Source organism: Roseateles asaccharophilus, from assembly GCF_031458115.1.
Lineage (GTDB): Bacteria > Pseudomonadota > Gammaproteobacteria > Burkholderiales > Burkholderiaceae_C > Pelomonas > Pelomonas asaccharophilus_A.
Genome location: NZ_JAVDXV010000008.1, coordinates 200,130 through 225,617, shown reverse-complemented (window position 1 = coordinate 225,617; position 25,488 = coordinate 200,130). Strand labels below are relative to the sequence as shown.

The window sequence follows — 25,488 nt, the reverse complement described above, 5'->3', positions numbered from 1 at the left end:
GATGTCTACATGGTTGGCTCGGCGCCATCGGCAATCGTGATGATGCGAAGCACTCTGGCCAGCGACACATCAGGCGTATCAGCACGAGTGAGTTTGACCCTGAGCCCCTGCTCCGTCCGGTCAGCGCAGCAGAGGCCAAGCCCCTACCTTGTCAGATGATCTCCAGGCACCGAACGTCTAGCCTTGCGGCTCCAACTTGAGGAGACCGTCATGTCCGCTGCCAGGAATCGTTTCGTCATGGGCGCGCTGTTGGCTCCCATGCTTGCCGTGGCGGGAAGCGGCCAGATCGATTCCTTCGGCGCGGGGGCTACCACCGTCGTTGAGGGCAGCACTGTCAACTTCTTCGCCGCATTCAGCGTCACCGGCTATTCGTACTCGGACGGCGGCAGCGATCTCAACGAGCCGGCGCCCATGGAGGGCCCCCAGTTCTGGATGCTGAACTGGTACCGCTCCGAACAGGAGACTGTGCGGGAGGTTCAGCTCTACGCCGACGGCCAGACCTTCATCGACATGCCGTCCGCGGCGCCGGGGAGCGGCTACAGCGGCGCCTGGAACTTCTCGGTGCTGTATCCGACCCCAGGCAACTACGCCGTGACGTTGTCGGGTTCGTGGCTGAGCGACGTGTCGGTCTACACCAGCAGCGAAAGTGCAAGCCGTGAATGCATCAACATCGACACGGGTGGTGGCATCACGCTGCAGTGCACGTCGTGGCAGTACTCGTACAGCGACATGACCGACACCTACAGCACTGGTGGCGGCTTCTCAAGCCAGACCATCAACATCGAGGTGCAAACCACCCCGGTGCCGGAGCCATCGACCGTGTTGCTCTTGGCGCTGGGGCTGATTCCCGTGCTGCGCTGGTCCAGATTCGGACAAGCCTAAACCTCGTGGGACTCAGGTCTCGCTCTCCAGCCGTGCCGCGGCGGCCAACAGCAGCTGCTTGAATCGCTCCACCAGTTCACCTTGCGGCTCGCGCATATGCCAGGCGCACATCTCGTCCAGCGGCAGCCGCGCGTTCTCCAGCGCGAGGATGCGCACATGGCCTTCGCGCGCAGCAACGCGCGCGATGCTGCCCGGCAGATAGCCCACCAGCGGCATGCGCCGCATCATGCTGATGGTCACCATCAGATCGTCGGTCTGGAACAGATTGGTGGGCAGCGCCAGGTCCAGGCTGTGGAACTTGGCATCCTGCAGCGTGCGCATGCGCGTACCCGGCAGCGGCCAGATCCACGACTGTTGCGCCAGCACTTCCCAGCTCAGGTGGCGGCTGGTCGCCAACGGATGGCATTGGCTGATGACCAGCACCTCCTGCTGATGCATCAGTTGAATGCGTTCCAGGTCGGCCGGCACATCGGTGCCCTGCACGCGCGCGATGACCAGGTCCAGGCGCCCCTGGCGCAGGTCGTCAAACATGCTCGCCAACGAGTGGGTTCGCACGCTGACGGCCACCCCCGGCGACTCGGTCTTCAAGGCCGTGACAGCGTCGGGCAGCAAGTCGGCCAGCGCCGCATTGGTCGCCCCTAGCAGCAAATCACCACTGACCCCACGCGCCAGCGAGGCCACTTCCTCACCGCCCCGGCGCAGGTCGGCTTGCAGCTTGCGGGCCAGCAAGAGCAGGCGTTCGCACAGCGCCGTCGCACGGATGCTACGGCCGCGACGCACGAACAGGGTTTGTCCCAGGCCGCTCTCCAACTCGCTGAGCGTCTTGCTGACGGCCGGCTGCGTCACGTGCAGCGCATCGGCCGCGGCACTGATGCTGCCCTTGTCCGCCAGGGCCAGAAGCACTCGCAGCTGTCGCAGGGTCAGGCGCTGTACGACGAAGTCCTCGGCCTGCTTGGGCGCCGAGCCGTGCGCCATCGAATCCTGCATAACCATCGGAAAACTCTAGCAAAGAAAGCTTCATGTCGGCCCCGGCACCCGGGGCTAGCGTGCATACATGAATGCACGCTTCATGCCATCCCTAGGGCGTTTCTGGGTCGCCTGCTCGCTGCTGGTCTGCGCGGTCAGCCACGCCGCCTCGCCCGAGTGGGAGTCGCCGCCCATCAGCCACAAGGACGTGCAGCCCTACTTCGACGCTCGCGCGCTCTACGCGCTGGTGCTGCCGCCTCCACCCGAGCCCGGTTCTGCCACGGACCGTGATGACATCGCAGCGCTGCAGGCACGCCAGCAGGCCTCTGCCGAACGGCGCGAGCAGGCGCGGGCCGATTCACAGTGGCTGTACGACCGCTTTGCGCCTGCGCTGGGTGTGACGGCGCTGCGCCGCGACGGCCATCCTGCCATCGTGCAGTTGCTGAATCGGTCCCTGAAGCAGGTCGGCGGCCCGGCGTTCGCGGCCAAGGCCGCGCATCCACGCGCCCGCCCCTACCAGCGCATGCAGGCCATCTACGTCTGCGGCAACCCCGATCCTGACGGCACGCGCCGCACGTCCTACCCCTCGGGCCACGCCGCCTATGGCTGGACGGTAGCACTGGTGCTGGCCCGCGTGATGCCCGAACGTGCGCCGGCGCTGCTGACGCGTGCAACCGAGTACGCCGACAGCCGCCTGGTCTGTGGCATGCATTTCCCGTCCGACATCGAGGCCGCCCGCCAGCTCGCGACCGCCGTGGTCACGCAGCTGGACAGCCATGCCGACTTCCAGCGTGACATCGAGCGCGCACGTGCCGAGCTCGCGTCGCCGCGCTGACACCGTCTGAATTTCCACACCGCGGCCACAAGCCGCACGACAGGCCAGCCGTCGCCCGGAGCACCCCCCAGGCGACGCAGCTCCTGCATCACGCAGCGCCCGAGCTGCCCGACGCCAAGCGCCCATCCGCCGCTTGTGCGCCGTCGCTTCCGGCCTGTCCCCTCATCACAAGAAACCTCCAGGAACCCCAAGTGAAGCCTCGTCTGCACCTCCTCGCACTGGCCAGCCTCGCGCTGCTGTCCCAAGCTCATGCGCAATCCGCGCAACCCACTGATTCCGGCAACAAGCTGGACCGCGTGGAAGTGACTGGCTCGATGCTCAAGCGCACCGACACCGAAACCACGGCGCCCGTGACCATCCTGAAGCGCGAGGACATCCTGCGCGCCGGCGCCACGACGCTGGACGAGTTGCTGCGCATGGATGCCTCCGTCGGCACCGGCGGCCTGGACGACATCGGCACCGGCAACGGCTTCGCGGCCGGCACGGCGTCCATCTCCATGCGCGGCATGGGCTCGGCCGCCACGCTGGTGTTGATCAACGGCCGCCGCATGGCGCCGGCCGGCGTGGTGGACCCCAACAGCGGTCAGTCCACCGTGTTCAACGTCAACGCCATCCCGATGTCGGCCATCGAGCGCGTGGAGATCCTGAAGTCGGGTGCCTCGTCGCTGTACGGCTCGGACGCACTGGCCGGCGTCGTCAACATCATCCTGCGCAACGACTACCAGGGCGCTCTTGTCGAGACGAACGCGAAGCAGCGCTTCGACGGCCTGTTCAGGAGCCAGACCGCCAACGTGATGGTGGGCGTCGGCGACATCGCGCGCGATGGCTACAACCTGATGCTGGGCGCCGAGATCTTCATCCGCGATGGCGTGGGCATCAACGAGGCGCCCAACCTCGTGCACGGCGATCTGCTGACCACCCTGTACAGCCGCCTGACGCCCAGCTCCACCTCCTCCTACCCCGGCAATCTCTATACCTACAACGCCGGCAAGGCCGGCAGCTTCCGAGGCATGCTGTCGTCCAGTTGCGCGACGCAGGGCCCGGTTTCATCCACCGTTTCGACACCGCGCTGCCTGTGGGACTCGACGCAGTACGCCCAGTACACCGGCGACCAGAAGCGCGGCTCCGTGTTCGCGCGCGGCAGCCTGGCCGTGGGCGGTGCGACGCTCAGTGCTGAACTGATGGCCTCGCGCGTGAAGAATGACTACACGGACTCGCCCACCAGCCGCACCGAGTCGCTGACCACCTGGGGCGACTCGCAAGGCAAGACCGTCCAGTTCATGGGCCTGGCGCTGCCGGCCAACCACCCCGACAACCCCACGCGCCTGGCCAGCGCCAGCAACCCCGTGCTGCTGCCCAACAGCACCGGCACGACCACCCGCTATACCGCCCCCACCGTGATGGGTCTGCGCTACCGCTTCGCCGACCTGCCCTATGACTATCACACGCAGGCCGACAACGTGCGCGCGGTGATCAGCGGCAGCATGACGCTGGCCGGCTGGGACATCGACGGCGGCCTGCTGCATCACTACCAGAAGAACACCAAGCAGCTCACCGGCCGCCTCAGCCTGTCGGGCCTGAACAAGGTGCTGGCCGACGGCAGCTACCGTTTCGGCGGCAAGAACAGCCCCGAGGTGCTGGCCATCCTGTCACCCGCGCTGAATGACTGGGGCACCGCCGCAACCAGTTCGCTGGATTTGCGCGGCTCTCGCGAGCTGTGGTCCATGACTGGCGGTGCCGCGATGCTGGGCCTGGGTGCCGAGCTGCGGCACGAGAACTTCGAAGTCGCTGCCGACCCGCGCACCGCCGCCGGCGACATCATCGGCCGCGGCATTGGCGAAGCGCGCGGCTCGCGCAACGTGAGCGCCGCCTACGCCGAGCTGGCACTGCCCTTCGCGAAGGGATTGGAGACACAGATCGCACTGCGTGCCGAGCACTACACCGACTTCGGCAACGCCGTGACCGCCAAGCTGGGCGCCAAGTACAAGCTGTCCGACTGGGCCGCCGTGCGCGGCACCTGGGCCAACGGCTTCCGCGCCCCGTCGCTGTCGCAGATCAGCACCTCGTCGGTGTTCTCGTTCAGCTCCGGCTATCGCGACCCGAGGCTCTGCCCCACCGTCAACAGCGCCAATACGAACTGCTCGCTGAGCCTGTCCACCGTGTCGCTGGCCAACCCCAACCTCAAGCCCGAGAAATCCGACTCCTACACGCTGGGCCTGCTGCTGTCGCCAGCTCAGGGCATGGATGTGGTGCTGGACGCCTGGTACATCGAACGCCGCGGCGAGGTGGATCGCCTGAGCGCGCAGGAGATCCTGAACCGTGAAAGCCAGTTCCCTGGCATGGTCATGCGCCTGCCGCCGTCGGCCGGCGAGACGCTGGGCCAGGTGTACCAGGTGCGGCGCCCGTACCAGAATCTCGCCCGCTCCAGTGCCGGCGGCCTGGACTACGAGTTCAGCCAGCGCCTCGGCCTGGCCGAGTACAGCAGGTTGAAGCTGAGCCTGAAGGGCACGCGCATGCTGTCGCGCAAGGAGCAGTACGAGGAGGGCCTGCCCGACATCGAGACGCTGGGCTACTACAAGGTGCCGCGCGACAAACTGCAGATCAGCGCCAACTGGAGCCAGGGCGACTGGTCCGTGACGCTCAGTGGCAACCACCAGAGCGGCTTCCAGAGCTTTGACGCCGACAGCAGCTGCGACAGCACGCTGACCGCCGCCGGCTACGGCAATCTGTGCCACATGAAAGCCTGGCGCACGGCCGACCTGTCGATCAGCTACAAGGGCTTCAAGGGCATCCGACTGAGCGGCACGGTGCGCAACCTGGCCGACTCGCGCCCGCCGTTCGACCCGAACGAGACCGAGGTGGGCGTCAGCGGCGGCGTAGCCAATGCGTATGGCCGTTATCTTTCGGTCAATGCATCCTATGAGTTCTGACGCCCTCTCCCACCGCCGCACGCTGCTGGGCGCGGCGCTGGCCGCGCTGCTGCCGTGGCCGGCGGCAGCCGCACTGGTGCTGCCGGCAGGGCAACTGAAGGCTGATGGCATCCCGGCATTCGAGCGCCACAACACCGCCAGCGATGCCCCGGAAGCACAGGGCGTGCGCTTTCTGGACTGGCATCCGCTGCGCGCGGAGATGCTGGTGCTGTATCGCCACGGCGGCAGCCAGCAGCTGCACCGCGTCGCGGCGGCCGGCGCCAAGCCCGAGCCACTTACACAGGGGCGCGATGCCGTCAGCGGCGCGCGCTGGGAGCCCTCGGCGGGCGCATACCTCGTCTTCAGCCGCGACCAGGGCGGTGACGAGGCGTTCCGCCTGTTCCGACTCGTGCCCGGCAGCGAGCCGCAGGCGCTGACACCCGCCGGCGAACGCGTCAGCGAGTTTGAGTTCCTGCCGCGCGCTGGCGGCCTGGTCTGCCTGCAGGAGCAGCTCAACCGCGAAGGTGGCACGGCCGCCACCTCGCGCAGCAGCCTGTGGTGGATCGACCCGCAGCAGCCGGATTCGCGCCGTCTCGTCGCCGAGGTGCGCGGCGCCCGCTACACGGACCTGCGCGTCAGCGCCGGAGGCCGCATCGTCGCGACGCTGACTCGTGGTGGACGCAGCCAGGCGCAGGCCTTCACGCTGGACGGCAAGCCCCCGGTGGCGCTGGGCGGCGCCAGCAGCGAGGCCGGCAGCGAGCTGGACGATGACGACAGCGCGGCGCGCCCGGCCATGGCGGCGTCAGCCGCCGCCGACGCGCCCGACCTGCTGTGGCGGCGGCAAGCGGTGCAGGGCGAGTTCCGCCATCTCGTGCGCGTCGACGCCGGGACCGGCCGGCGCAGCAACCTGCTGGTGAATGAGCGCGCCGACCTGGAGGCGCTGGCCGCGCCGGCCGATGGCCGTCCGCTGGCGCTGGTCTACAACGTCGACGGCATCTCCGAGCTGGCAATGCTGGCGGCGGACGGGCAGGCCGTTCGCCGCGTGGCCCGCGACCTGCCGCCCGGCGTGCTGCGCGGCCCGCGCTGGCACCCGCGGCTGCCACTGCTGGGCTTCAGCCATGTGTCCGCCGACAGCCCTGGCCGTCTGTATGTGTGGTCGCTGCAGGACGAAAAGCTCAACGCCTGGAGCGCGGCTGCAAGCGGCGCTCCTTTGCGTGCCAGCGTGCTGCGCTGGAATGGCTTCGATGGGCTGCCCCTCAGCGGCCTGCACCTGGCGCCGCCGGCACACTTCACCGGCCCTCGGCCGGTGTACATCAGCATCCACGGCGGCCCGGCATCGCAGGCACGCCCTGGCTACGTGTCGGGAGTCACGCGCATCCTGGTGGAGCAGCTGGGCATGCACGTCATCGAGCCCAATGTGCGCGGCTCCGATGGCTTCGGCAGGAGCTTCCTGAAGCTGGACAACGGCCGGCTGCGCGAGAACTCGGTGCGCGACATCAGCACGCTGCTGGATCTCGTGGCCTCGCGGCCCGACATGGATGCCTCGCGCGTGATCGTCGTGGGTGGAAGCTACGGCGGCTACATGTCGCTGGCGGTGGCCACGCAGGAGTCCAAGCGCATCCTGGGCAGCATCTGCCGCGTGGGCATCTCCAACTTCGTCAGCTTCCTGGAGCACACCGAGATTTACCGGCGCGACAACCGACGCGCTGAGTACGGCGACGAGCGCGACCCATCGATGCGCGAGTTCCTGCAGCAGATCTCACCGCTGGCGCGTGCCGACGCGGTGCGCAAGCCGCTGTTCGTCGTGCACGGCCGCAACGATCCACGCGTACCCTGGGGCGAGGCCGAGGGCATGGTGCGCGCGGTTCGAGCGGCGGGCACGCCGGTGTGGTTCCTGACCGCCGACGACGAAGGGCACAGCTTCGGCAATGCCGACAACCGCAGCTACCTGACGCAGGCAACGCTGGAGTTCGTCACGCGGTTGCTTGAAGGCAAGTCGCTGCAGTAGCCAATAGCCTGGCCCTGAAACAACAAAGCCCCGCGACGCGGGGCTTTGTCTTGCTGAGCAACCGTCGATCAGGCCGCAGGCGTCGCGTTGCGCAGGCGGATGTGCAGTTCGCGCAGCTGCTTCTCGTCGACCAGCGACGGGGCGCCGGTCAGCAGGCACTGGGCGCGCTGGGTCTTCGGGAAGGCGATGACGTCGCGGATGGACTCGGCCTTGGTCATCATCGTGACGATGCGGTCCAGGCCGAAGGCCAGACCGCCGTGCGGGGGCGCGCCGTACTGCAGCGCGTCCAGCAGGAAGCCGAACTTGATGCGCTGGTCTTCCGCGCTGATGTTCAGCGCCTCGAACACCTTGGCCTGCACTTCGGCGCGGTGGATACGCACCGAGCCGCCGCCCAGTTCCCAGCCATTCAGCACCATGTCGTAGGCCTTGGCAATGCACTTGCCCGGGTCGCTGACCATCAGGTCCTCATGGCCGTCCTTGGGTGCCGTGAACGGGTGGTGAACGGCCGCCCAGCGGTTGTTCTCCTCGTCGTGCTCGAACATCGGGAAGTCGACGACCCACAGCGGCGCCCACTTGTCCTCGAACAGGCCGTTGGCCTTGCCGAACTCGCTGTGGCCGACCTTCAGGCGCAGCGCACCGATGGCGTCGTTGACGATCTTGGCCTTGTCGGCACCGAAGAACAGCAGGTCGCCGTCCTGCGCACCGGTGCGCTTCAGGATCTCGGCCACGGCCTCGTCGTGCAGGTTCTTGACGATGGGCGACTGCAGGCCTTCGCGGCCCTTGGCGACTTCGTTGACCTTGATCCAGGCCAGACCCTTGGCGCCGTAGATCTTGACGAACTCGGTGTAGGCGTCGATCTCGCCGCGGCTCATCGCGGCGCCCTTGGGCACGCGCAGCGCGACGACACGGCCGCCAGGCGTCGTGGCCGGACCGGAGAACACCTTGAAGTCGACGGTGGTCATCGCGTCGGTCAGCTCGGTGAACTCGAGCTTCACGCGCAGGTCGGGCTTGTCGGAGCCGAAGCGGTGCATGGCTTCCGCGTACTTCATGACCGGGTAGTCGCCCAGCTCGACGTTCAGCGCCTTGCGGAAGACGTGGCGGATCATGCCCTCGAACATCGAGCGGATCTCTTCCTCGGTCAGGAACGAGGTCTCGATATCGATCTGCGTGAACTCGGGCTGGCGGTCGGCGCGCAGGTCCTCGTCACGGAAGCACTTGGTGATCTGGTAGTAGCGGTCGAAGCCCGCGACCATCAGCAGTTGCTTGAACAGCTGGGGCGATTGCGGCAGCGCGAAGAAGTGGCCGTCGTGCACGCGGCTGGGCACCAGGTAGTCGCGAGCGCCTTCGGGCGTGGACTTGGTCAGCATCGGCGTCTCGATGTCGACGAAGCCGTGCTCGTCCAGGAACTTGCGCACCTCCATCGCCACCTTGTAGCGCAGCATCAGGTTGTTCTGCATGTACGGACGGCGCAGGTCCAGCACGCGGTGCGTGAGGCGGGTCGTCTCGGACAGGTTGTCCTCGTCGATCTGGAACGGGATGGGCACCGACGCGTTCAGCACCTCGATCTCGTGGCACAGCACCTCGACCTTGCCGGACACGAGGTTGGCGTTCTCGGTGCCGGCCGGGCGCGAGCGCACCTTGCCGACGATCTTCAGGCAGAACTCGCTGCGGACGTCTTCCGCGACCTTGAAGCTGTCGGCGCGATCGGGGTCGCAGACGACCTGGACCAGGCCTTCGCGGTCGCGCAGGTCGATGAAGATGACACCGCCGTGGTCACGGCGGCGATGGGCCCAGCCCATCAGGGTCACGGTCTGGTCGAGCAGCTTCTCGCTGACTTGGCCGGCATAGCAGGTACGCATGGGAGTTCTCCGAATTCTTTGCAGGGGTGTTCTTGGGGCGCTGCGGGGCTTGAGTAGCCCTCAGGACTGAGCGCGGGCCGGGCGCTCAGCCCGGCTGGTTTCGTGCCGCCTCGTCCAGCGGGATGGCTGGGTGGCCGGCATGGGGCAGCGGCGCCACGGTGCCCATCGAGATGATGTACTTGAGCGCCTCGTCCACGGTCATGTGCAGCGGGCGCACGTCGGCGCGCGGCACGATGAGGAAGAAGCCCGACGTCGGGTTGGGCGTCGTCGGCACGTAGATGCTGACGTGCTCGTCCTCCAGGTGGCAGGCCACCTCGCCGCTGGGCGTGCCGGTGACGAAGGCGATGGTCCAGGAGCCGGCGCGCGGGTACTGCACCAGCACCGCCTCGCGGAAGGCGTTGCCGCTGCTGGAGAACAGCGTGTCCGAGACCTGCTTGACCGAGCTGTAGATGCTCTTGACGATGGGGATGTGGGACATCAGCCGGTCCCACTGCGTCAGCAGCCATTGGCCGAAGATGTTGGCCACGAACACGCCTGTGGCCAGCAACCCGCTGGCCAGGATGAAGGCGCCCAGGCCTGGCACGTTCTGCAGGCTCAGCAGGTTGTCACGCCACGAGTAAGGCACGATCAGCGCGAGCGCCGACAGCATGGAGCCGAAAACGCCGTTGACGACATCCAGCACCTGGCCCAGCACCCAGATGGTGATGGCCAGCGGCAGCCAGACCAGCAGGCCGGCAACCAGGTATTTGCGAAGTGAGGCGCCCACGAAACGTCCGTTCAGTGGCAGGCGCAGGAGCCGCCGCAAGCCGCGGACGAAGTCGACGACGAGGCCTCGGACGAGGAGGACTCGCTCTTGGCGGGCTCGGCGGCTGCGGGAGCCGCTGCGCCGGCCGCCGCGGCCGCACCGCCACCACTGCCGCCGCGGAAGTCCGTCACGTACCAGCCCGAGCCCTTGAGCTGGAAGCCAGCAGCGGTGATCTGCTTGCTGAAAGCCTCGGCCGAGCAGGCCGGGCAGGTGGTCAGCGGCGCGTCGGACAGCTTTTGCAGCACGTCCTTGGCGTGGCCACAGGCGCTGCAGCGGTAGGCGTAGATGGGCATGGTCAGGCGGGCAATTGGCGCAAAACCCGCGATTTTAGGCGAGGCTCAGGCCCCGGGCTTCAGATGGTGGCTGACATGCTCCTGCCGATTCGTCAGGATTTGCGGTGCCAGCGACCCCAAGAGCATGCCGATCAGAGCGGCCAGCAACCCGGCCAGCTGGCCCGGGAAGAACTCGCCCCAGGTCGAAACCTGCGGGAAGAAGGCCACCCAGACCGACACGCCGGCAAAGATGGACACAACAGCGCCTTGCGTCGTCGCCCGGCTCCAGTACAGACCGAACACCAGCGGAATGAAGGCGGCCACCAGCGTGACCTGGTAGGCGGCGCTGACCAGGTCGTAGATGGACGTGCCCTGGAGCGCGATGGCATAGGCCAGCACGGCGGCGGCGAACACCACCAGCGCCACGCGCATGGCCACCAGCGACTGCTTGTCGCTCATGCCGGGGCGGATCTGCTTCAGGATGTTCTCGACGAAGCTGGTGGTCGGCGCCAGCAGCGTGGCCGACGACGTGCTCTTGATGGCCGACAGCAGCGCACCGAAGAACAGGATCTTCATCAGCAGCGGCATGTGGCCCATGATGAAGGCGGGCAGCAGGCGCTGGTAGTCGTTTTGCGCCAGGTCCAGCGCCTGATCGCCCATGACGACCACCGCGGCCAACACGATGAACATGGGCACGAAGGCGAAGGCGATGTAGCTGAAGCCGCCGATGATGGCGCCGCGCTGCGCGGTCTCGGCATCCTTGGCCGACATGACGCGCTGGAACACGTCCTGCTGCGGGATTGAGCCCAGCATCATGGTCAGCGCCGCGCCGAGGAACATCGCGATGTCCGTGAACGTGGGTTCGGGGAAGAACTTGCCCAGGTCCTTCTGCTGCGCCAGCTCCAGCACCTTGCCAGCGCCGCCGGCCAGGTCGGCCGAGAAGAAGGCGATCACGCTCAGGCCGACGACCAGCACGATCATCTGGATGAAGTCGGTCCAGGCCACGGCCAGGAAGCCGCCGATGACCACGTAGACCAGCACCGCCAGCAGGCCGACGGTCATGCCCATCGCCGGACTCATCGCGCCGTCGGTCAGGATGTTGAAAACCAGGCCCAGTGCCGTGACCTGCGCGGCCACCCAGCCCAGGTAGCTGAGGATGATGGCCAGCGAGCAGAACACCTCCACGCCCTTGCCATAGCGCTGACGGTAGAAGTCGCCGATGGTCAGCAGGTTCTTGCGGTACAGCTTGGCGGCGAAGAAGGTGCCCACCAGCACCAGGCACAGGCCGGCGCCAAACGGGTCTTCGACGATGGCGCCCAGGCCGCCCTGCACGAACTTGGCCGGGATGCCCATCACCGTCTCGGCGCCAAACCAGGTCGCGAACGTGGTCGTGATGACCATGGCCAGCGGCAGGCTGCGGCCGGCGACGGCGAAATCGGCCGTGTTCTTGACCCGCGTACCGGCCCAGACCCCGATGGCCAGCGTGCCGAGCAGGTAGAGCACGACGAAAACGATCAGCGTGGTGTTCATGGAACTTGGAGCGGATGGGCCGGAAATGGGCGCGGATTATGGAGGCGGCACGCGGCCGCGGGTCTAGTAGCCGGACTCCAGCCAGCGCATCGCCAGCCAAGCAAGCGCGATGCCGACCGCAAAGCCGGCCGCGCCCCACAGCAGGCCGGACAGCAGGCGGTTGGTGCTGCGCAATTCGCGCACCAGCGCCTTCAGCTCGGCGTCACCGCCGCGCTGCACCTGCGCCTTCAGCGCGTCGTGCAGCAGGCGCGGCAGCTCGGGAATGAACTGGGCGAAGCGCGGCGCTTCCTTCATCAGCTGCTTGTTCAGCGCGGGCCAGCCGACCTGCTCGTTCATCCAGCGCTCCAGGAACGGCTTGGCCGTGGCCCACAGGTCCAGCTCGGGATCCAGCTGGCGGCCCAGGCCTTCCACGTTGAGCAGCGTCTTCTGAAGCAGCACCAGTTGGGGCTGGATCTCGACGTTGAAGCGGCGAGAGGTCTGGAACAGCCGCATCAGCACCTGGCCCAAGGAAATGTCCTTCAGCGGCCGGTCGAAATGAGGTTCGCAGACGGCGCGGACGGCACTTTCCAGCGCGTCGACGCGGGTTTCCGGCGGCACCCAGCCAGAGGCGATGTGCAGTTCGGCGACACGCTTGTAGTCGCGCTGGAAGAAGGCGATGAAGTTCTGCGCGAGGTAGTCCTTGTCCACCTCGGTCAGCGTGCCGATGATGCCGAAGTCCAGCGCGACATAGCGGCCGAAGGTGTCGGGCGCCAGGCTGACCTGGATGTTGCCGGGGTGCATGTCGGCGTGGAAGAAGCCGTCGCGGAACACCTGCGTGAAGAAGATGGTCACGCCGTCGCGGGCCAGCTTCTTGATGTCGACGCCCGCCTCCTCCAGCACGGCGCGCTGCGAGATGGGCACGCCCTTCATGCGCTCCATGACGATGACCTCGGAGCTGCACAAGTCCCAGTGCATCTCCGGCACCATCACGAGGCCCAGGCCGTCCATGTTGCGGCGCAGTTGGGCGGCGTTGGCGGCCTCGCGCACGAGATCCAGCTCGTCGTGCAGGTACATGTCGAACTCGGCGACAACCTCGCGCGGCTTCAGCCGCCGGCCATCGGACGAGAAGCGCTCGATCCAGACCGCCAGCTGGCGCATCAGCGACAAGTCGTCGTCGATGATGTCCAGCATGCCGGGGCGCAGCACCTTGACGGCCACCTCGCGGCCGTCCTTCAGCGTCGCGAAGTGCACCTGGGCGATGCTGGCGCTGGCCACCGGCTCGGCATCGAAGCTGGCGAACAGCTCCTCCAGAGGCCGGCCGAAGGCACGCTCCACCAGCTCCCGCGACAGCGCCGCCGGGAACGGCGGCACGCGATCCTGCAGCTTGGCCAGCTCCAGCGCCACATCGTTGGGCAGCAAGTCCCGCCGCGTCGACAAGACCTGCCCGAACTTCACGAAGATGGGGCCCAGACGCTCCAAAGCGAGGCGCAGACGCACCCCGCGCGGCTCCTGCCAGCGCCGGCCCAGCCGGGTTAGTCGGCGCAGCAGCTGGAAGCGCCGCCGACGCAGACCCGACAAGGCCAGGTCATCGAGGCCGAAGCGCCAGACCGTCCACAGGATGAAAAGCAGCCGGGAGACAAACCTCATGCCGCGCTGCCAGCGGCTGTCGGCGTCATGCGGCGGATCAGGCCAGCCAGCGTCGTGCGCAACGCGCGCCCGAACTGGGCCAGCTGGCGGGCGGCCAACGGCCCGACCAGGCCGGACAGGTCGTCCTCGATGTCCCAGCGCAGGTTGTCCATCAACCAGTGCATCTCGCCGGCGAAGGCCGCATCGCCCTGCACGCTGACCGAGGGCGTCGCGCCATTCAACGCCCCCAGCGCGAGCTTGGCAGGGTTGGACGCGTCGATCTCGATACGCAGATGGCCCTGTCCGCCGGGCTCGACGTCAAGGCGCTCGAACAGCCCGGCAGGTGTAACGCCAAGTATCAGGTCAGGCACCGCGGGCAGCAGCTTGGGCCAGCCGTGCAGGTGCACGACAAGGCCCCGGCCGGCGAGCGGCCGAAGGCGTTGCGCAGCAATGGTTTCCCGCGACAGCACATGGTTGATCAGCAGCACGAGACGGTCCTGCAAGGCCGGCACCAGCAGCGGCGACAGGGAGGGCGGAAGGCTGAATGCGGACATGTTCAGGATTGTAGGCAGCGGACCATGAATAGGGGACGTGGCCCGTACGGCTGTCAAATTTGTTGGTGGAGAATCCTGGATCGCTTCTTGCCTACCCCGGGGCAACGACCCGAGGAAAAGTCAATACCACGATGTTCGAGGATCGCAGCTACAAAAGGACGTTCTACAGCGCACCGCAATCGGTCGAATCGCTGCTCGCGGCATTCCTCGAGCCCGGCATCATCGTGCTCACCTTCCTGCTCGTGAACGGGCACTTCGACGAGCCGGTGATGCGCCCCACGCTGACGTTGTGTCTGCTGGTGTTCGCGCTGACCTTCCCGGGCCGCAACCGCTTCAACGACCACCCGGCCAGCGCCTTCGTGGACGTGGTGTCGTCCTGGCTGATGCTGCTCGGCATCCTGCTGTTGTGCGGCTATGCAACCAGCAGCCTGCACTATTTCGAGACCGAGGTGCTGATCTGGTGGGCAGCAATCACGCCCGTTCTGCAGGTCATCGTCATTGAGATCGGCCGCCGGATCCAACGTTGGCGAGCCAGCGATCCTGGCGCACGCCGCACTGCGGTGATCGTGGGCGCGGGCCCGCTGGGACACAAGGTGGAGCGTGCGCTGCGCGAGTCGCAGGGTGTTGTCTGCATGGGCTATTTCGACGACCGCGCACCGGAGCGACTGCATCCGGATGCCGGCACCAACGTGCTGGGCACGTTGTCCGAACTGTCCGGGTTTGTGCGCGAGAAGGGCGTGCGCGACGTCTACATCACGCTGCCACTGGGCTCCCAGCCACGCATCGTGGAGTTGCTGGAGCAGGTGCAGGGCACCACGGCGTCGCTGTACTTCGTGCCTGATGTGTTCGGCATCAGCATCATCCAGGGGCGGCTCAAGGACATCAGCGGCGTGCCGGTCGTGGGCATCTGCGAAACACCGTTCACAGGCACCAATCAGCTGATGAAGCGCATCAGCGACATCGTGCTGGCGTCCATCATCCTCGTGCTGATCTCGCCCATCCTGCTGCTGCTGGCCATCGGCGTGAAGCTGAGCTCGCCTGGCCCGGTCATCTTTGCGCAACGCCGCAATGGCCTGGATGGCGAGGAGATCATCGTCTACAAGTTCCGTTCCATGCGCACGCAGGACAACGGCGCGGTGGTCAAACAGGCCACCAAGGGCGATGCGCGCATCACCCCGTTCGGCGCCTTCATCCGCAAGACGTCGCTGGACGAACTGCCGCAGTTCATCAACGTGCTGCAAGGCCGCATGAGCATCGTGGGGCCGCGCCCGCACGCGGTCGCGCACAACGAGCAGTACCGCGAACTGATCAAGGCTTACATGGTTCGCCACAAGGTCAAGCCGGGCATCACCGGCTGGGCCCAGGTCAATGGCCTGCGCGGCGAGACCGACACCATCGACAAGATGAAAGCCCGCGTCGAATACGATCTTGAATACCTGCGCAACTGGTCGCTGGCCCTGGATCTGCAGATCATTCTGCGCACGGTCAGGCTGGTGGTCTTCGACCGACATGCCTATTAAGACCAACCTTCCTGCCCGCCTGTCGTCTCCGCTGCTGCTGGCATTGGTGGCCGCGTTGTCGGCACCGGCCCGGGCACAGACGGACGACACGAAGCCGTTCTACGCAGGTGTGACGCTGGGTGCTTCGCGTGTCTCCAACGTCTACCGCCAGTCGAGCGCCACCAACGACGACACCGTCGTTACCGGCGGCCTCGTGGCCGGCACCGACCAGCGCCTGGGGCGGCAGCGCCTGACACTGGACGGCAGCCTGCAAGACAACCGCTACTCGTCCAACAAGGATCTGAACAACCGTGCATACAACGTGCGCGGCGCGCTGAACTGGCAGACCGTGGGCAACCTGTCCGGTGTGCTCAGCGCCAAATCAAGTCGCTCGCTGGCCGATTTCAACATCGGCAATGGCATTGATCCGATCTTCAAGAAGAACATCGAACGCAACGATGAATACCAGGCTATCGCACGTCTGGGCGTCCTGACGCGCTACACGCTGGAGGGCGGCTGGACGCACAAGCGCCGCAATTTCAGTGCCGAGGAGTACGCGCGCTTCATCTACAACCAGGACACGGGCTCGCTGGGTATTTACGCCACGCCGGGGGCCAGCCTGCGCCTGGGCGTGGTCGGGCGGCAAACCAAGGGCAAGAATCCCCGCTACCCGGTGGGCCTTGCCATCGATCCGGGCACGTTGAAGCCTGTCGTGGTCAGCGCACCCAACGACTACGACCGTCGCGACATCGATTTGACGGCTCGATGGGCGACGGGCGGCAGCAGCACCCTGAATACGCGGATCAGTCGCAGCCGCAGCGAGAACAGCCTGGATGGGCTGCGCGACTTCAGTGGCACGACCGGTTCGGTGGGATGGGACTGGCAGCCCACTGGCAAGGTGCAGTTCAATCTCCAGTACTCTCGTGACACGGGGCAGGAAAGCGTCGTCCAGGCGGCAGACCTCGACCGTGTTTACACCTCCTGGCAACTCGGCGGCAGCTACGCGTTGACCAGCAAGGTGAACATCAGCGCCAAGACCAGCAGCCGGGTCGGACGCCGTACAAGCAGTTCAGGCGCGACGGTGGCCGACGCGATGGACGACACAAAGCTCTACAACATCGGACTGCGCTGGACTGTGTCGCGCGGGTTGAGCGTGGTCTGCCAGTACGACCGCGCCAGCCGCGACAGCAGCATTGCCCTATACGCCTACAGCGCCAACAGCTATGGCTGTACTGGCCAAGCCATCTTCGACTGATGACGACCGTCCTGCTCACCGGCGCCGCCGGATACATCGCCTCCCACACATGGCTTGCTTTGCAGCAGGCCGGCTACCGTGTCGTCGGTGTCGACAACTTCGTCAACAGCTCACCACACGTATTGGAGCGCCTGGGCGAACTGGCCAGCGCACCCATCGAGTTCGAGCGTGCCGACGTCTGCGATCCGGCAGCGATGGACGAGATCTTCGAGCGTTATCGACCATCGGCCGTCGTGCATTTCGCGGCCTTCAAGGCGGTGGGCGAATCGGTGGCGCAGCCGCTGGCCTACTACCGCAACAACCTTGGCGGCCTCGTCAATACCTGCGAGGCGATGAAACGGCACGGCTGCACGCGCATCGTCTTCAGTTCCAGCGCCACGGTCTATGGTGCCCCGGAGACGCTGCCATTGCGTGAGGATGCGGCAACGTCGTCGACCAACCCTTATGGGGCGACCAAGCTGATGGGCGAGCAGATCCTGCGTGATCTGGGTATCGCCGATGCCACCTGGCAGACCGCCTGCCTGCGTTATTTCAACCCGGTGGGCGCCCACGAGAGCGGCCGCATCGGCGAAGACCCGCGCGGCACGCCCAACAACCTGATGCCCTACGTCGCGCAGGTGGCCGTGGGCCGGCGCGCCCGTCTGTCCGTGTTCGGGAACGACTACGCCACGCCCGACGGCACCGGCGTACGCGACTACATCCACGTCACCGACCTGGCCGAGGGCCATGTCGCGGCGCTGCGCTGGCTGCTGGCCAACACCGGGTCGCTGACCGTCAATCTCGGCACCGGCCGCGGCTATAGCGTGCTGGACCTGGTGCGCGCCTACGAGGCCGCCAGCGGCCGCAACGTGCCTTACGACATCGTCGCCCGCCGTCCGGGCGACGTCGCCGCCTGCTGGGCCGATCCGGCCCTGGCCCGCGAAATGCTTGGCTGGGAGGCCAAGCTGGATCTCGACCGCATGTGCCAGGACAGCTGGCGCTGGCAACAACTCAACCCTCACGGATTCAGTTCATGACCCAAGTCCTGCCCGTCATCATGGCCGGCGGCTCCGGCACCCGCCTGTGGCCGCTGTCGCGTGCCGGCTATCCCAAGCAGTTCCTGGTGTTGTCTGGCAATGAGAGTCTTTTCCAGTTGGCCGCGCGCCGGCTGGCCGCGCTTGCGGGTCCCGACTTCGAGCTGTCCCCGCCCTGCATCGTCGGCAATGACGAGCATCGCTTCCTCGTACTGGATCAGCTGCGCGAAATCAAGCAGGACCCCAGCAGTGTGGTGCTGGAGCCGCAAGGCCGCAACACGGCACCCGCGTTGACGCTGGCCGCGCTGGCCGCACTGGAAGGCGGCACCGATCCGGTGCTTGTCGTCACTCCTGCTGACCAGACCGTTACGCAACCGGCCGCGTTCACGGCAGCGCTCCAAGACGCAATCCGCATCGCAGCCGAAGGCGCCATCGCCATCCTGGGCATCACGCCGGATCGCCCGGAGACGGGGTACGGCTATATCCGCACGACGCAGGACAACGGCGGTCTGGCCGTCGCACAGTTTGTCGAGAAGCCCAACCTGGCGACTGCCGAGAAGTACCTCGCCGAAGGCGGCTACTACTGGAACAGCGGCATGTTCGTGCTGCGCGCCAGCGTCTGGATGAAGGCGCTGGAGCGTTTCCGCCCGGACATCGCCGAAGCCACGAAGGCCTCTTGGAACGTGCGCAAGAGCGATGGCAAGTTCGTGCGCCCCGGCAAGGCCGAGTTCGCGGCCGTGCCCAGCGAATCGGTCGACTACGCCGTCATGGAGCGCTGCCCCGGCACCGACATTCCGCTGCGCATGGTTGCGCTGGATGCCGGCTGGAACGACCTCGGCGCCTGGGAGGCTGTCTGGCAGGTGGCCGAGAAGGACGGGGCCGGCAACGCCTTCGTCGGCGACGCCATCATCACCGACAGCCAGAACACGTTGGTGCACGCGACCAGCCGCCTGGTGGGTGTGGTCGGCCTGAAGGATGTCGTGGTTGTCGAAACCGCGGATGCCGTGCTGGTCAGCGACCGTTCACGCAGCCAGGAGGTCAAGCAGATCGTCAACCGCCTCGGTGCCGAGCAGCGTGGCGAGCATGCGCTGCACCGCAAGGTGCACCGCCCCTGGGGCTGGTACGACAGCATCGACAACGGTCCGCGTCACCAGGTCAAGCGCATCATGGTGAAGCCGGGCGCCTCGCTGAGCCTGCAGATGCACCATCACCGCGCCGAGCACTGGATCGTGGTGTCGGGCACGGCCGAGATCGTCAATGGCGACAAGACCATCCTGCTGACCGAGAACCAGTCCACCTACATCCCGCTGGGACAGACCCACCGCCTGGCCAATCCCGGCAAGGTGCCGCTGGAGATCATCGAGGTGCAGTCCGGCTCCTATCTGGGCGAGGACGACATCGTCCGCTTCGAAGACACCTACGGCAGGACCTGATCCATGACCATCCTCGTCACCGGCGGCGCCGGCTTCATCGGCAGCAACTTCGTGCTCGACTGGCTGCGTCAGTCGGATGAGCCCGTGGTCAATCTCGATGTGCTGACCTACGCGGGCAACCCCGAAAACCTCAGCAGCCTGCACGGCGACGCGCGGCACATCTTCGTCAAGGGCGACATCTGCGACCGCGCGCTGGTCGACAGCCTGCTGGCGAAGCATCAGCCGCGCGCCATCGTGCACTTCGCGGCGGAGAGCCATGTGGACCGCTCCATCCACGGCCCTGGCGCCTTCATGAAGACCAACGTGGATGGCACCTTCACGCTGCTGGAGGCCGCTCGCGCCTACTGGGGCCCGCTGGAAGGCGAGGCCAAGGCGGCCTTTCGGTTCCACCATGTGTCGACCGACGAGGTCTATGGCTCGCTGAAGCCCACGGACCCGCCCTTCGCCGAGACCAATCCCTACGAGCCCAACAGCCCCTACTCGGCCAGCAAGGCCGCCAGCGACCACCTCGTGCGCGCCTGGCACCACACCTATGGCCTGCCGGTCGTCACGACCAACTGCTCCAACAACTACGGGCCCTATCACTTCCCCGAGAAGCTGATACCGCTGATGATCGTCAATGCGCTTGCGGCGAAGCCCCTGCCCGTCTACGGCGACGGACAGCAGATCCGCGATTGGCTGTACGTGACCGACCACTGCAGCGGCATCCGCGCCGTGCTGGCCGGCGGCAAGTTGGGCGAGACCTACAACATCGGCGGCTGGAACGAGAAGGCCAACATCGACATCGTGAAGACGGTGTGCGCGCTGCTGGATGAACTCAAGCCTTCTGCCGAAGGACCCTACGAACGACTCATCACGTACGTGAAGGACCGTCCCGGTCACGACCGCCGCTACGCCATCGATGCCCGCAAGATCGAACGCGAGCTGGGCTGGCGTCCGGCAGAGACCTTCGAGACCGGCATCCGCAAGACGGTGCAGTGGTACCTCGACCATCCCGAGTGGGTCGCCCGCGTGCAAAGCGGCGCCTACAAGGACTGGGTCAACAAGCAGTACGCCGCATGAAGATCCTGTTGCTCGGCAAGGGTGGCCAGGTCGGCTGGGAACTGCAGCGCTCGCTCGCGGTGGCGGGTGAAGTCGTCGCGCTGGACTTCGACGACGGTGGCGACTTCACGCAGCCCGATCAGTTGCTGGCCCGTGTGCAGGCGTTGGCGCCACAGGTCATCGTCAACTCGGCGGCACACACCGCCGTCGACAAGGCCGAGAGCGAACCTGACCTGGCCCGCCAGATCAACGCAACGACGCCAGCCCTGCTGGCCATCGAAGCCAAGCGGCTGGGCGCCTTGATGGTGCACTACTCCACCGACTACGTCTTCGACGGCAGCGGCGATCAGCCCCGCAACGAAGACGCCCCCATCGCGCCGTTGAGCGTCTATGGCGCCACCAAGGCCGAGGGCGAGGACGCCATCCGTGCCAGTGGCTGTCAGCACCTGATCCTGCGCACCAGCTGGGTCTACGCCGCTCGCGGCGGCAACTTCGCCAAGACCATGCTGCGCCTGGCCGCGGAGCGCGATCAGCTCAAGGTCATCGCCGACCAGGTCGGCGCTCCTACCGGCGCCGATCTGTTGGCCGACTTGACGACGCACATGCTGCGCGCCGCGCGCGTGAACCCCGCGCTGACTGGCACCTATCACGCCGCTGCCGCAGGCGAGACCAACTGGCATGAGTACGCTCGCTTCGTCATCGAGTTTGCACGTGCGCGCGGCAAGCTCATCAAGGTCGCACCGGACCAGATCCTGCCGATCCCGACCAGCGACTACCCGACGCCCGCCAGGCGGCCGCTGAACTCGCGCCTGTCCACGGCCAAGCTGCAGCAACGCTTCGGCCTGCGCCTGCCCCACTGGCAGCAAGGCGTGGAACGCATGTTGAACGAGATCCTCTGAGGCCCATCTTGACGCCCCCACGCTCACTTTGTTTGCTGCCCCCCGAGGGGGCGCAGGCCTCCTTTGGGGCGGCCCTGCAGGAGTCCTGATCATGACCAAAACACGCAAGGGCATCATCCTCGCCGGCGGCTCCGGCACTCGCCTGCATCCGGCCACCTTGGCCGTCAGCAAGCAGTTGCTGCCGGTCTACGACAAGCCCATGGTCTATTACCCGCTCAGCACGCTGATGCTGGCCGGCATTCGCGACATCCTGTTGATCAGCACACCGCAGGACACGCCTCGCTTCGAGGCGCTGCTGGGTGACGGCTCGCGCTGGGGCCTCAACATCAGCTACTGCGTGCAGCCCAGCCCCGATGGCCTGGCTCAGGCCTTCATCCTGGGCCGCGAGTTCGTCGGCGGCCATCCCAGCGCGTTGGTGCTGGGTGACAACATCTTCTACGGACACGACTTCGCCGGCCTGCTGAGCAGCGCCACGACGCGCGACGGCGGTGCGAGCGTGTTCGCCTATCACGTGCACGACCCCGACCGCTATGGCGTCGTCGAGTTCGACGCGCACAAGCGCGCGCTGTCCATCGAAGAGAAGCCCAAGGCGCCCAAGAGCAACTACGCGGTCACGGGCCTGTACTTCTACGACGAGCAGGTCTGCGACATCGCCGCCAGCATCAAGCCCAGCGCGCGCGGCGAGCTGGAGATCACCGACGTCAATGCGCGGTACCTGGAGCAGGGCCAGCTCAATGTCGAGATCATGGGCCGCGGCTATGCGTGGCTGGACACCGGCACCCACGACAGCCTGATGGAAGCCGGCCAGTTCATCGCGACGCTGGAGAAGCGCCAGGGCCTGAAGGTTGCCTGCCCGGAAGAGATCGCGTTCCGCTCTGGCTGGATCAACGCCGCCCAACTGGAAGCCCTGGCCAAGCCGCTGGCCAAGAACGGTTACGGCCAGTACCTGCAGAAGCTGCTGACCGACAAGGCGTTCTGAAGCATGAAGGTCACACCCACCGCCCTTCCCGAAGTCCTGCTCATCGAGCCGAAGGTGTTTGGTGACGCCCGCGGCTTCTTCATGGAGAGCTGGAACCAGGCCCGCTTCAACGAGGCCGCCGGCAGCGACATCCAGTTCGTGCAGGACAACCATTCGCGCTCATCGCGTGGCGTGCTGCGCGGCCTGCACTACCAGCTGGCACCGCACGCCCAAGGCAAGCTGGTGCGTTGCGTCTCTGGCGCCGTCTTCGACGTGGCCGTGGATGTGCGCCGCTCCAGCCCCAACTTCGGCAAATGGGTAGGGTATGAGCTGACCGCCGAGAACCATCGCCAGCTGTGGATCCCGCCGGGCTTCGCGCACGGCTTCGTCGTCACCAGCGAGACCGCGGACTTCCTCTACAAGACCAGCGGCCGCTATGCGCCGGAGCTCGAGGGTGCCGTGCGCTGGGATGACCCAGCCGTGGGCATCACATGGCCGCTGGACGGCGTCACGCCGCAGCTGTCGGCCAAGGATGTCGCGGCGCCGCCGCTGGCCGACGCCAAGGTCTTCGACTGAGAGCGCAGGCCCGCCGCGTGAGGTAGCGGGCCGGCAAGTCAGGCGCGAGCGTCGCCCCAGCGCAGCGGGGTGATCTCGTCACCGACGTAGCTGGTGTGGCCCGTGCGGTCCACGCAGTACTGCGGCGAGATGATCATCTCGCGCACCGTCATGCCCTCGCCGATGCGGGTGTGCTCGATCAGGACCGAGCGCTCAACGGTGCAGCCCGCGCGCAGATGAGAGCCGTGGCCGATCCAGGTCGGCCCCACCACGCGAGCGCCGGGCTCGATGCGCACGTTGGAGCCGATGTAGACCGGCCCTTCGATGTGCACCTTCTCCCAGTCGACCGAGGTGTTCAGGCCGGTCCAAACCTGCGGACGCACCTCGCGGCCCGGCACCTGCATCTGTGCCACCTCGCCGGCCAGCACGCGCTGGGTCACGGCCCAGTAGTCGGTCAGGCGGCCGATGTCGATCCAGTTGAACGGCCGGTTTTGCGCATAGAACGGCAAGCCCTTCTCGACCAGCAGCGGGAACAACTGGCTGCCAATGTCGAACTCCTTGCCCTGCGGGATCAGGTCCAGCACCTCCGGCTCGAAGATGTAGATGCCGGTGGAGGCCAGCGTGCTCAACGCCTCCTCGGGCTTGGGCTTCTCCTGGAAGGACGTGACGCGCCCGTCGGCGTCGGCCACGACGATGCCGTAGTTCTTGGTGTCCTCGCGAGGCACATCCAGCGTCACGACGCTGGCAATGGCGCCCTTGGCCTTGTGCTCGGCGATGGCGGCCGTAATGTCCAGGTCGATGATCGCGTCACCGCACAGCACCAGGAAGGTTTCGTCGAAGAACCCGCCGAAGTCCTGGATCTTGCGCATGCCGCCGGCTGAACCGACTGGCTTGCACACCACCTCGCCCTGCTCGCGGACACCCTCGTAGGAATAGCCGAGTTCCACACCCCATCGGGAACCGTTACCGAAATAGTTCTCGATCTTCCAGTGCAGGAAGGCCACGTTCACCATGACCTGCTTGACGCCATGGGACTCCAGCAGCTCGACCAGGTACTCCATCACCGGCTTGCCGAGGATGGGCACCATCGGCTTGGGGGTGTACTTGGTGAGAGGACGTACCCGGGTTCCCTGGCCGGCTGCCAGGATCATCGCTTTTGCCATTTGCTACTTCCCTTAGCTTCGTTACTGCCACTCGCTACAAGCAAGTAGTGAGCCTATGGTCGGCCTAGCGCGTAGCAATGGAACCGCGGCCAATGCCGCTGTGCTCAATGCCCAGCGCTTTCATCAGCTTAGGGTCGTACAGGTTGCGGCCGTCAAAGACGATCGGAGCCTTCAACGTCGACTTGATCGCATCGAAGTCCGGCGTACGGAACTCCTTCCACTCGGTCACGATGAGGAGCGCATCCGCGCCCTGCAGCGCGGCGTCCGCACGGTCCACCAGGACCACATCATCACGAGGGCCGAGCACGCGCGACGCTTCGGTCATGGACACCGGGTCATAAGCAGCAACCGTCGCGCCACGCTTGGTCAACTCATCGATGACGACCAGCGACGGTGCCTCGCGCATGTCGTCGGTGTTGGGCTTGAATGCCAGGCCCCAAACGGCGAACCGGCGGCCCTTGAGGTCGGCGCCGAAGCGGTCAACGACCTTGTCGACCAGCACGCGCTTCTGGCGCTCGTTGGCTTCTTCAACGGCCGTCAGCACCTTCAGCGGCACGCCTTCATCGGCAGCGGCCTTGACCAGCGCCTTCACGTCCTTGGGGAAGCAGGAGCCACCATAGCCAGCGCCAGCGTAGAGGAACTGGTAGCCGATGCGCGGGTCGGAGCCGATGCCACGACGTACCAGGTCGATGTCCGCGCCCACCTTCTCGGCCAGCAGCGCCAGCTCGTTCATGAAGCTGATGCGCGTGGCCAGCATTGCGTTGGCGGCGTACTTGGTGAACTCGGCGCTGCGCACATCCATGACCAGCATGCGATCCTGCGTGCGGTTGAATGGCGCATAGAGCGCACGCATCAGCAAGGTGGCCTGCTCGTCATCAGAACCGACGATGACGCGATCGGGCTTCATGAAGTCCTCGACAGCCGCACCTTCCTTGAGGAACTCGGGGTTGGAGACGACCGCGAAAGCCATATCGCCGAGGCCGCGCTTGACCAGCTCTTCCTTGACTGCAGCGCGCACCTTGTCGGCAGTGCCGACCGGCACCGTGCTCTTGTCGACGATGACCTTGTAGTCCGTCATGCGCTGACCGATGGAGCGGGCGGCGGCGACGACATATTGCAGGTCAGCCGAACCGTCCTCGTCTGGCGGCGTCCCAACGCCGATGAACAGCAGCGTGCCATGCTGCACCGCGACATCGACATCGGTTGTGAACTGCAAGCGTCCGGCGGCGACGTTTCGCCGCACGACGTCCAGCAGCCCCGGTTCGTGGATGGGGATCTCACCCGACTGCAGGACGCGGATCTTCTCGGGATTCACGTCCAGGCACATCACATGGTTGCCCATTTCGGCCAGGCAGGCGCCCGTGACCAGGCCAACGTAGCCGGTGCCGATGGCGGTGACTTTCATTTCTTGTCCTTGTTCAGATGCGGGTCACGACCTTGTAATGCA

At 66.3% G+C, this 25,488-nt stretch carries 21 protein-coding genes; 12 read left to right on the top strand and 9 right to left on the bottom strand.

Annotation, left to right across the window (positions count from 1 at the left end; translation table 11 throughout):
* The first annotated feature begins 210 nt into the window (after positions 1-210).
* Entirely contained in the window at positions 211-882 is a 672-nt protein-coding gene (locus J2X21_RS20050) for a PEP-CTERM sorting domain-containing protein (RefSeq protein WP_310331551.1), read from the top strand.
* A 12-nt stretch (positions 883-894) separates the two neighbouring features.
* Here J2X21_RS20050 and J2X21_RS20045 read toward each other — a convergent pair whose 3' ends face one another.
* Positions 895-1,875, bottom strand: coding sequence for a LysR family transcriptional regulator (locus J2X21_RS20045; RefSeq protein WP_310331550.1), 981 nt, complete (start codon positions 1,873-1,875; stop codon positions 895-897).
* 61 nt (positions 1,876-1,936) lie between these two features.
* Between J2X21_RS20045 and J2X21_RS20040 the strand changes: the two genes are divergently transcribed.
* The 3 genes from J2X21_RS20040 (at position 1,937) to J2X21_RS20030 (ending at position 7,600) form a co-directional block, all read left to right on the top strand.
* Positions 1,937-2,683, top strand: coding sequence for an acid phosphatase (locus J2X21_RS20040; protein ID WP_310331549.1), 747 nt, complete (start codon positions 1,937-1,939; stop codon positions 2,681-2,683).
* 191 nt (positions 2,684-2,874) lie between these two features.
* Positions 2,875-5,613, top strand: coding sequence for a TonB-dependent receptor plug domain-containing protein (locus tag J2X21_RS20035; protein ID WP_310331548.1), 2,739 nt, complete (start codon positions 2,875-2,877; stop codon positions 5,611-5,613).
* Positions 5,603-7,600 carry a S9 family peptidase gene (locus tag J2X21_RS20030; RefSeq protein ID WP_310331547.1) on the top strand — a complete coding sequence of 666 codons (1,998 nt, stop codon included), beginning with the start codon at positions 5,603-5,605 and terminating at the stop codon, positions 7,598-7,600. Before J2X21_RS20035 ends, J2X21_RS20030 begins: the two co-directional genes overlap by 11 nt.
* Positions 7,601-7,668: 68 nt before the next feature.
* Here J2X21_RS20030 and aspS read toward each other — a convergent pair whose 3' ends face one another.
* From aspS to J2X21_RS20000, 6 genes are all read right to left on the bottom strand, one after another.
* On the bottom strand, positions 7,669-9,459 hold the full coding sequence (gene aspS / locus J2X21_RS20025) for an aspartate--tRNA ligase (protein WP_310331545.1): 1,791 nt from the start codon (positions 9,457-9,459) through the stop codon (positions 7,669-7,671).
* 85 nt (positions 9,460-9,544) lie between these two features.
* Positions 9,545-10,225 carry a DUF502 domain-containing protein gene (locus J2X21_RS20020; protein WP_310331543.1) on the bottom strand — a complete coding sequence of 227 codons (681 nt, stop codon included), beginning with the start codon at positions 10,223-10,225 and terminating at the stop codon, positions 9,545-9,547.
* Positions 10,226-10,236: 11 nt separating this feature from the next.
* Positions 10,237-10,557 (bottom strand): FmdB family zinc ribbon protein, encoded by a 321-nt coding sequence (locus J2X21_RS20015; RefSeq protein ID WP_310331542.1) that lies wholly within the window; start codon positions 10,555-10,557, stop codon positions 10,237-10,239.
* Positions 10,558-10,602: 45 nt separating this feature from the next.
* A complete protein-coding gene (locus J2X21_RS20010) occupies positions 10,603-12,066 on the bottom strand; it encodes a high affinity choline transporter 1 (protein WP_310331541.1) in 1,464 nt (487 codons plus the stop codon).
* A 63-nt stretch (positions 12,067-12,129) separates the two neighbouring features.
* A complete protein-coding gene (ubiB, locus tag J2X21_RS20005; protein ID WP_310331540.1) occupies positions 12,130-13,692 on the bottom strand; it encodes a ubiquinone biosynthesis regulatory protein kinase UbiB in 1,563 nt (520 codons plus the stop codon).
* Positions 13,689-14,225, bottom strand: coding sequence for a hypothetical protein (locus tag J2X21_RS20000; protein WP_310331538.1), 537 nt, complete (start codon positions 14,223-14,225; stop codon positions 13,689-13,691). Before J2X21_RS20000 ends, ubiB begins: the two co-directional genes overlap by 4 nt.
* Before the next feature lie 131 nt (positions 14,226-14,356).
* Here J2X21_RS20000 and J2X21_RS19995 point away from each other — a divergent pair, with 131 nt between their 5' ends.
* The 8 genes from J2X21_RS19995 (at position 14,357) to rfbC (ending at position 22,899) form a co-directional block, all read left to right on the top strand.
* Complete coding sequence (locus tag J2X21_RS19995) at positions 14,357-15,745, top strand: undecaprenyl-phosphate glucose phosphotransferase (protein WP_310331537.1); 1,389 nt, start codon at positions 14,357-14,359, stop codon at positions 15,743-15,745.
* Positions 15,735-16,979 carry a porin family protein gene (locus J2X21_RS19990; RefSeq protein WP_310331535.1) on the top strand — a complete coding sequence of 415 codons (1,245 nt, stop codon included), beginning with the start codon at positions 15,735-15,737 and terminating at the stop codon, positions 16,977-16,979. The genes J2X21_RS19995 and J2X21_RS19990 overlap by 11 nt, the downstream gene beginning before the upstream one ends.
* Entirely contained in the window at positions 16,976-17,995 is a 1,020-nt protein-coding gene (galE, locus tag J2X21_RS19985) for a UDP-glucose 4-epimerase GalE (RefSeq protein WP_310331839.1), read from the top strand. Before J2X21_RS19990 ends, galE begins: the two co-directional genes overlap by 4 nt.
* The gene (locus J2X21_RS19980) at positions 17,992-19,425 is read left to right on the top strand and encodes a mannose-1-phosphate guanylyltransferase/mannose-6-phosphate isomerase (protein WP_310331534.1); all 1,434 of its coding nucleotides are present in this window, start codon (positions 17,992-17,994) and stop codon (positions 19,423-19,425) included. The genes galE and J2X21_RS19980 overlap by 4 nt, the downstream gene beginning before the upstream one ends.
* A 3-nt stretch (positions 19,426-19,428) precedes the next feature.
* The gene (gene rfbB / locus J2X21_RS19975; RefSeq protein ID WP_310331533.1) at positions 19,429-20,487 is read left to right on the top strand and encodes a dTDP-glucose 4,6-dehydratase; all 1,059 of its coding nucleotides are present in this window, start codon (positions 19,429-19,431) and stop codon (positions 20,485-20,487) included.
* The gene (gene rfbD / locus J2X21_RS19970) at positions 20,484-21,365 is read left to right on the top strand and encodes a dTDP-4-dehydrorhamnose reductase (RefSeq protein WP_310331531.1); all 882 of its coding nucleotides are present in this window, start codon (positions 20,484-20,486) and stop codon (positions 21,363-21,365) included. The genes rfbB and rfbD overlap by 4 nt, the downstream gene beginning before the upstream one ends.
* 91 nt (positions 21,366-21,456) lie before the next feature.
* Positions 21,457-22,344: a glucose-1-phosphate thymidylyltransferase RfbA gene (rfbA, locus tag J2X21_RS19965; protein WP_310331530.1), complete on the top strand. Its 888-nt coding sequence runs from the start codon at positions 21,457-21,459 to the stop codon at positions 22,342-22,344.
* 3 nt (positions 22,345-22,347) lie between these two features.
* Positions 22,348-22,899, top strand: a complete 552-nt coding sequence (gene rfbC, locus J2X21_RS19960) for a dTDP-4-dehydrorhamnose 3,5-epimerase (RefSeq protein WP_310331529.1) — start codon at positions 22,348-22,350, stop codon at positions 22,897-22,899.
* Positions 22,900-22,937: 38 nt separating this feature from the next.
* On the opposite strand, the gene J2X21_RS19955 is transcribed toward rfbC, so the two are convergent.
* Both J2X21_RS19955 and J2X21_RS19950 read right to left on the bottom strand, forming a co-directional pair.
* Positions 22,938-24,041, bottom strand: coding sequence for a nucleotidyltransferase family protein (locus tag J2X21_RS19955; RefSeq protein ID WP_310331528.1), 1,104 nt, complete (start codon positions 24,039-24,041; stop codon positions 22,938-22,940).
* Positions 24,042-24,105: 64 nt separating this feature from the next.
* Positions 24,106-25,446, bottom strand: a complete 1,341-nt coding sequence (locus J2X21_RS19950; protein WP_310331527.1) for a UDP-glucose dehydrogenase family protein — start codon at positions 25,444-25,446, stop codon at positions 24,106-24,108.
* Positions 25,447-25,488: the final 42 nt, after the last annotated feature.

Excerpts from the sequence above, each read along its gene's own strand:
- J2X21_RS20050 (WP_310331551.1), top strand. The coding sequence starts at position 211 with ATGTCCGCTGCCAGGAATCGTTTCGTCATGGGCGCGCTGTTGGCTCCC.
- J2X21_RS20045 (WP_310331550.1), bottom strand. The coding sequence starts at position 1,875 with ATGGTTATGCAGGATTCGATGGCGCACGGCTCGGCGCCCAAGCAGGCC.
- J2X21_RS20040 (WP_310331549.1), top strand. The coding sequence starts at position 1,937 with ATGAATGCACGCTTCATGCCATCCCTAGGGCGTTTCTGGGTCGCCTGC.
- J2X21_RS20030 (WP_310331547.1), top strand. The coding sequence starts at position 5,603 with ATGAGTTCTGACGCCCTCTCCCACCGCCGCACGCTGCTGGGCGCGGCG.
- aspS (WP_310331545.1), bottom strand. The coding sequence starts at position 9,459 with ATGCGTACCTGCTATGCCGGCCAAGTCAGCGAGAAGCTGCTCGACCAG.
- J2X21_RS20015 (WP_310331542.1), bottom strand. The coding sequence starts at position 10,557 with ATGCCCATCTACGCCTACCGCTGCAGCGCCTGTGGCCACGCCAAGGAC.
- J2X21_RS20010 (WP_310331541.1), bottom strand. The coding sequence starts at position 12,066 with ATGAACACCACGCTGATCGTTTTCGTCGTGCTCTACCTGCTCGGCACG.
- ubiB (WP_310331540.1), bottom strand. The coding sequence starts at position 13,692 with ATGAGGTTTGTCTCCCGGCTGCTTTTCATCCTGTGGACGGTCTGGCGC.
- J2X21_RS20000 (WP_310331538.1), bottom strand. The coding sequence starts at position 14,225 with ATGTCCGCATTCAGCCTTCCGCCCTCCCTGTCGCCGCTGCTGGTGCCG.
- J2X21_RS19995 (WP_310331537.1), top strand. The coding sequence starts at position 14,357 with ATGTTCGAGGATCGCAGCTACAAAAGGACGTTCTACAGCGCACCGCAA.
- J2X21_RS19990 (WP_310331535.1), top strand. The coding sequence starts at position 15,735 with ATGCCTATTAAGACCAACCTTCCTGCCCGCCTGTCGTCTCCGCTGCTG.
- J2X21_RS19980 (WP_310331534.1), top strand. The coding sequence starts at position 17,992 with ATGACCCAAGTCCTGCCCGTCATCATGGCCGGCGGCTCCGGCACCCGC.
- rfbB (WP_310331533.1), top strand. The coding sequence starts at position 19,429 with ATGACCATCCTCGTCACCGGCGGCGCCGGCTTCATCGGCAGCAACTTC.
- rfbD (WP_310331531.1), top strand. The coding sequence starts at position 20,484 with ATGAAGATCCTGTTGCTCGGCAAGGGTGGCCAGGTCGGCTGGGAACTG.
- rfbA (WP_310331530.1), top strand. The coding sequence starts at position 21,457 with ATGACCAAAACACGCAAGGGCATCATCCTCGCCGGCGGCTCCGGCACT.
- rfbC (WP_310331529.1), top strand. The coding sequence starts at position 22,348 with ATGAAGGTCACACCCACCGCCCTTCCCGAAGTCCTGCTCATCGAGCCG.
- J2X21_RS19955 (WP_310331528.1), bottom strand. The coding sequence starts at position 24,041 with ATGGCAAAAGCGATGATCCTGGCAGCCGGCCAGGGAACCCGGGTACGT.
- J2X21_RS19950 (WP_310331527.1), bottom strand. The coding sequence starts at position 25,446 with ATGAAAGTCACCGCCATCGGCACCGGCTACGTTGGCCTGGTCACGGGC.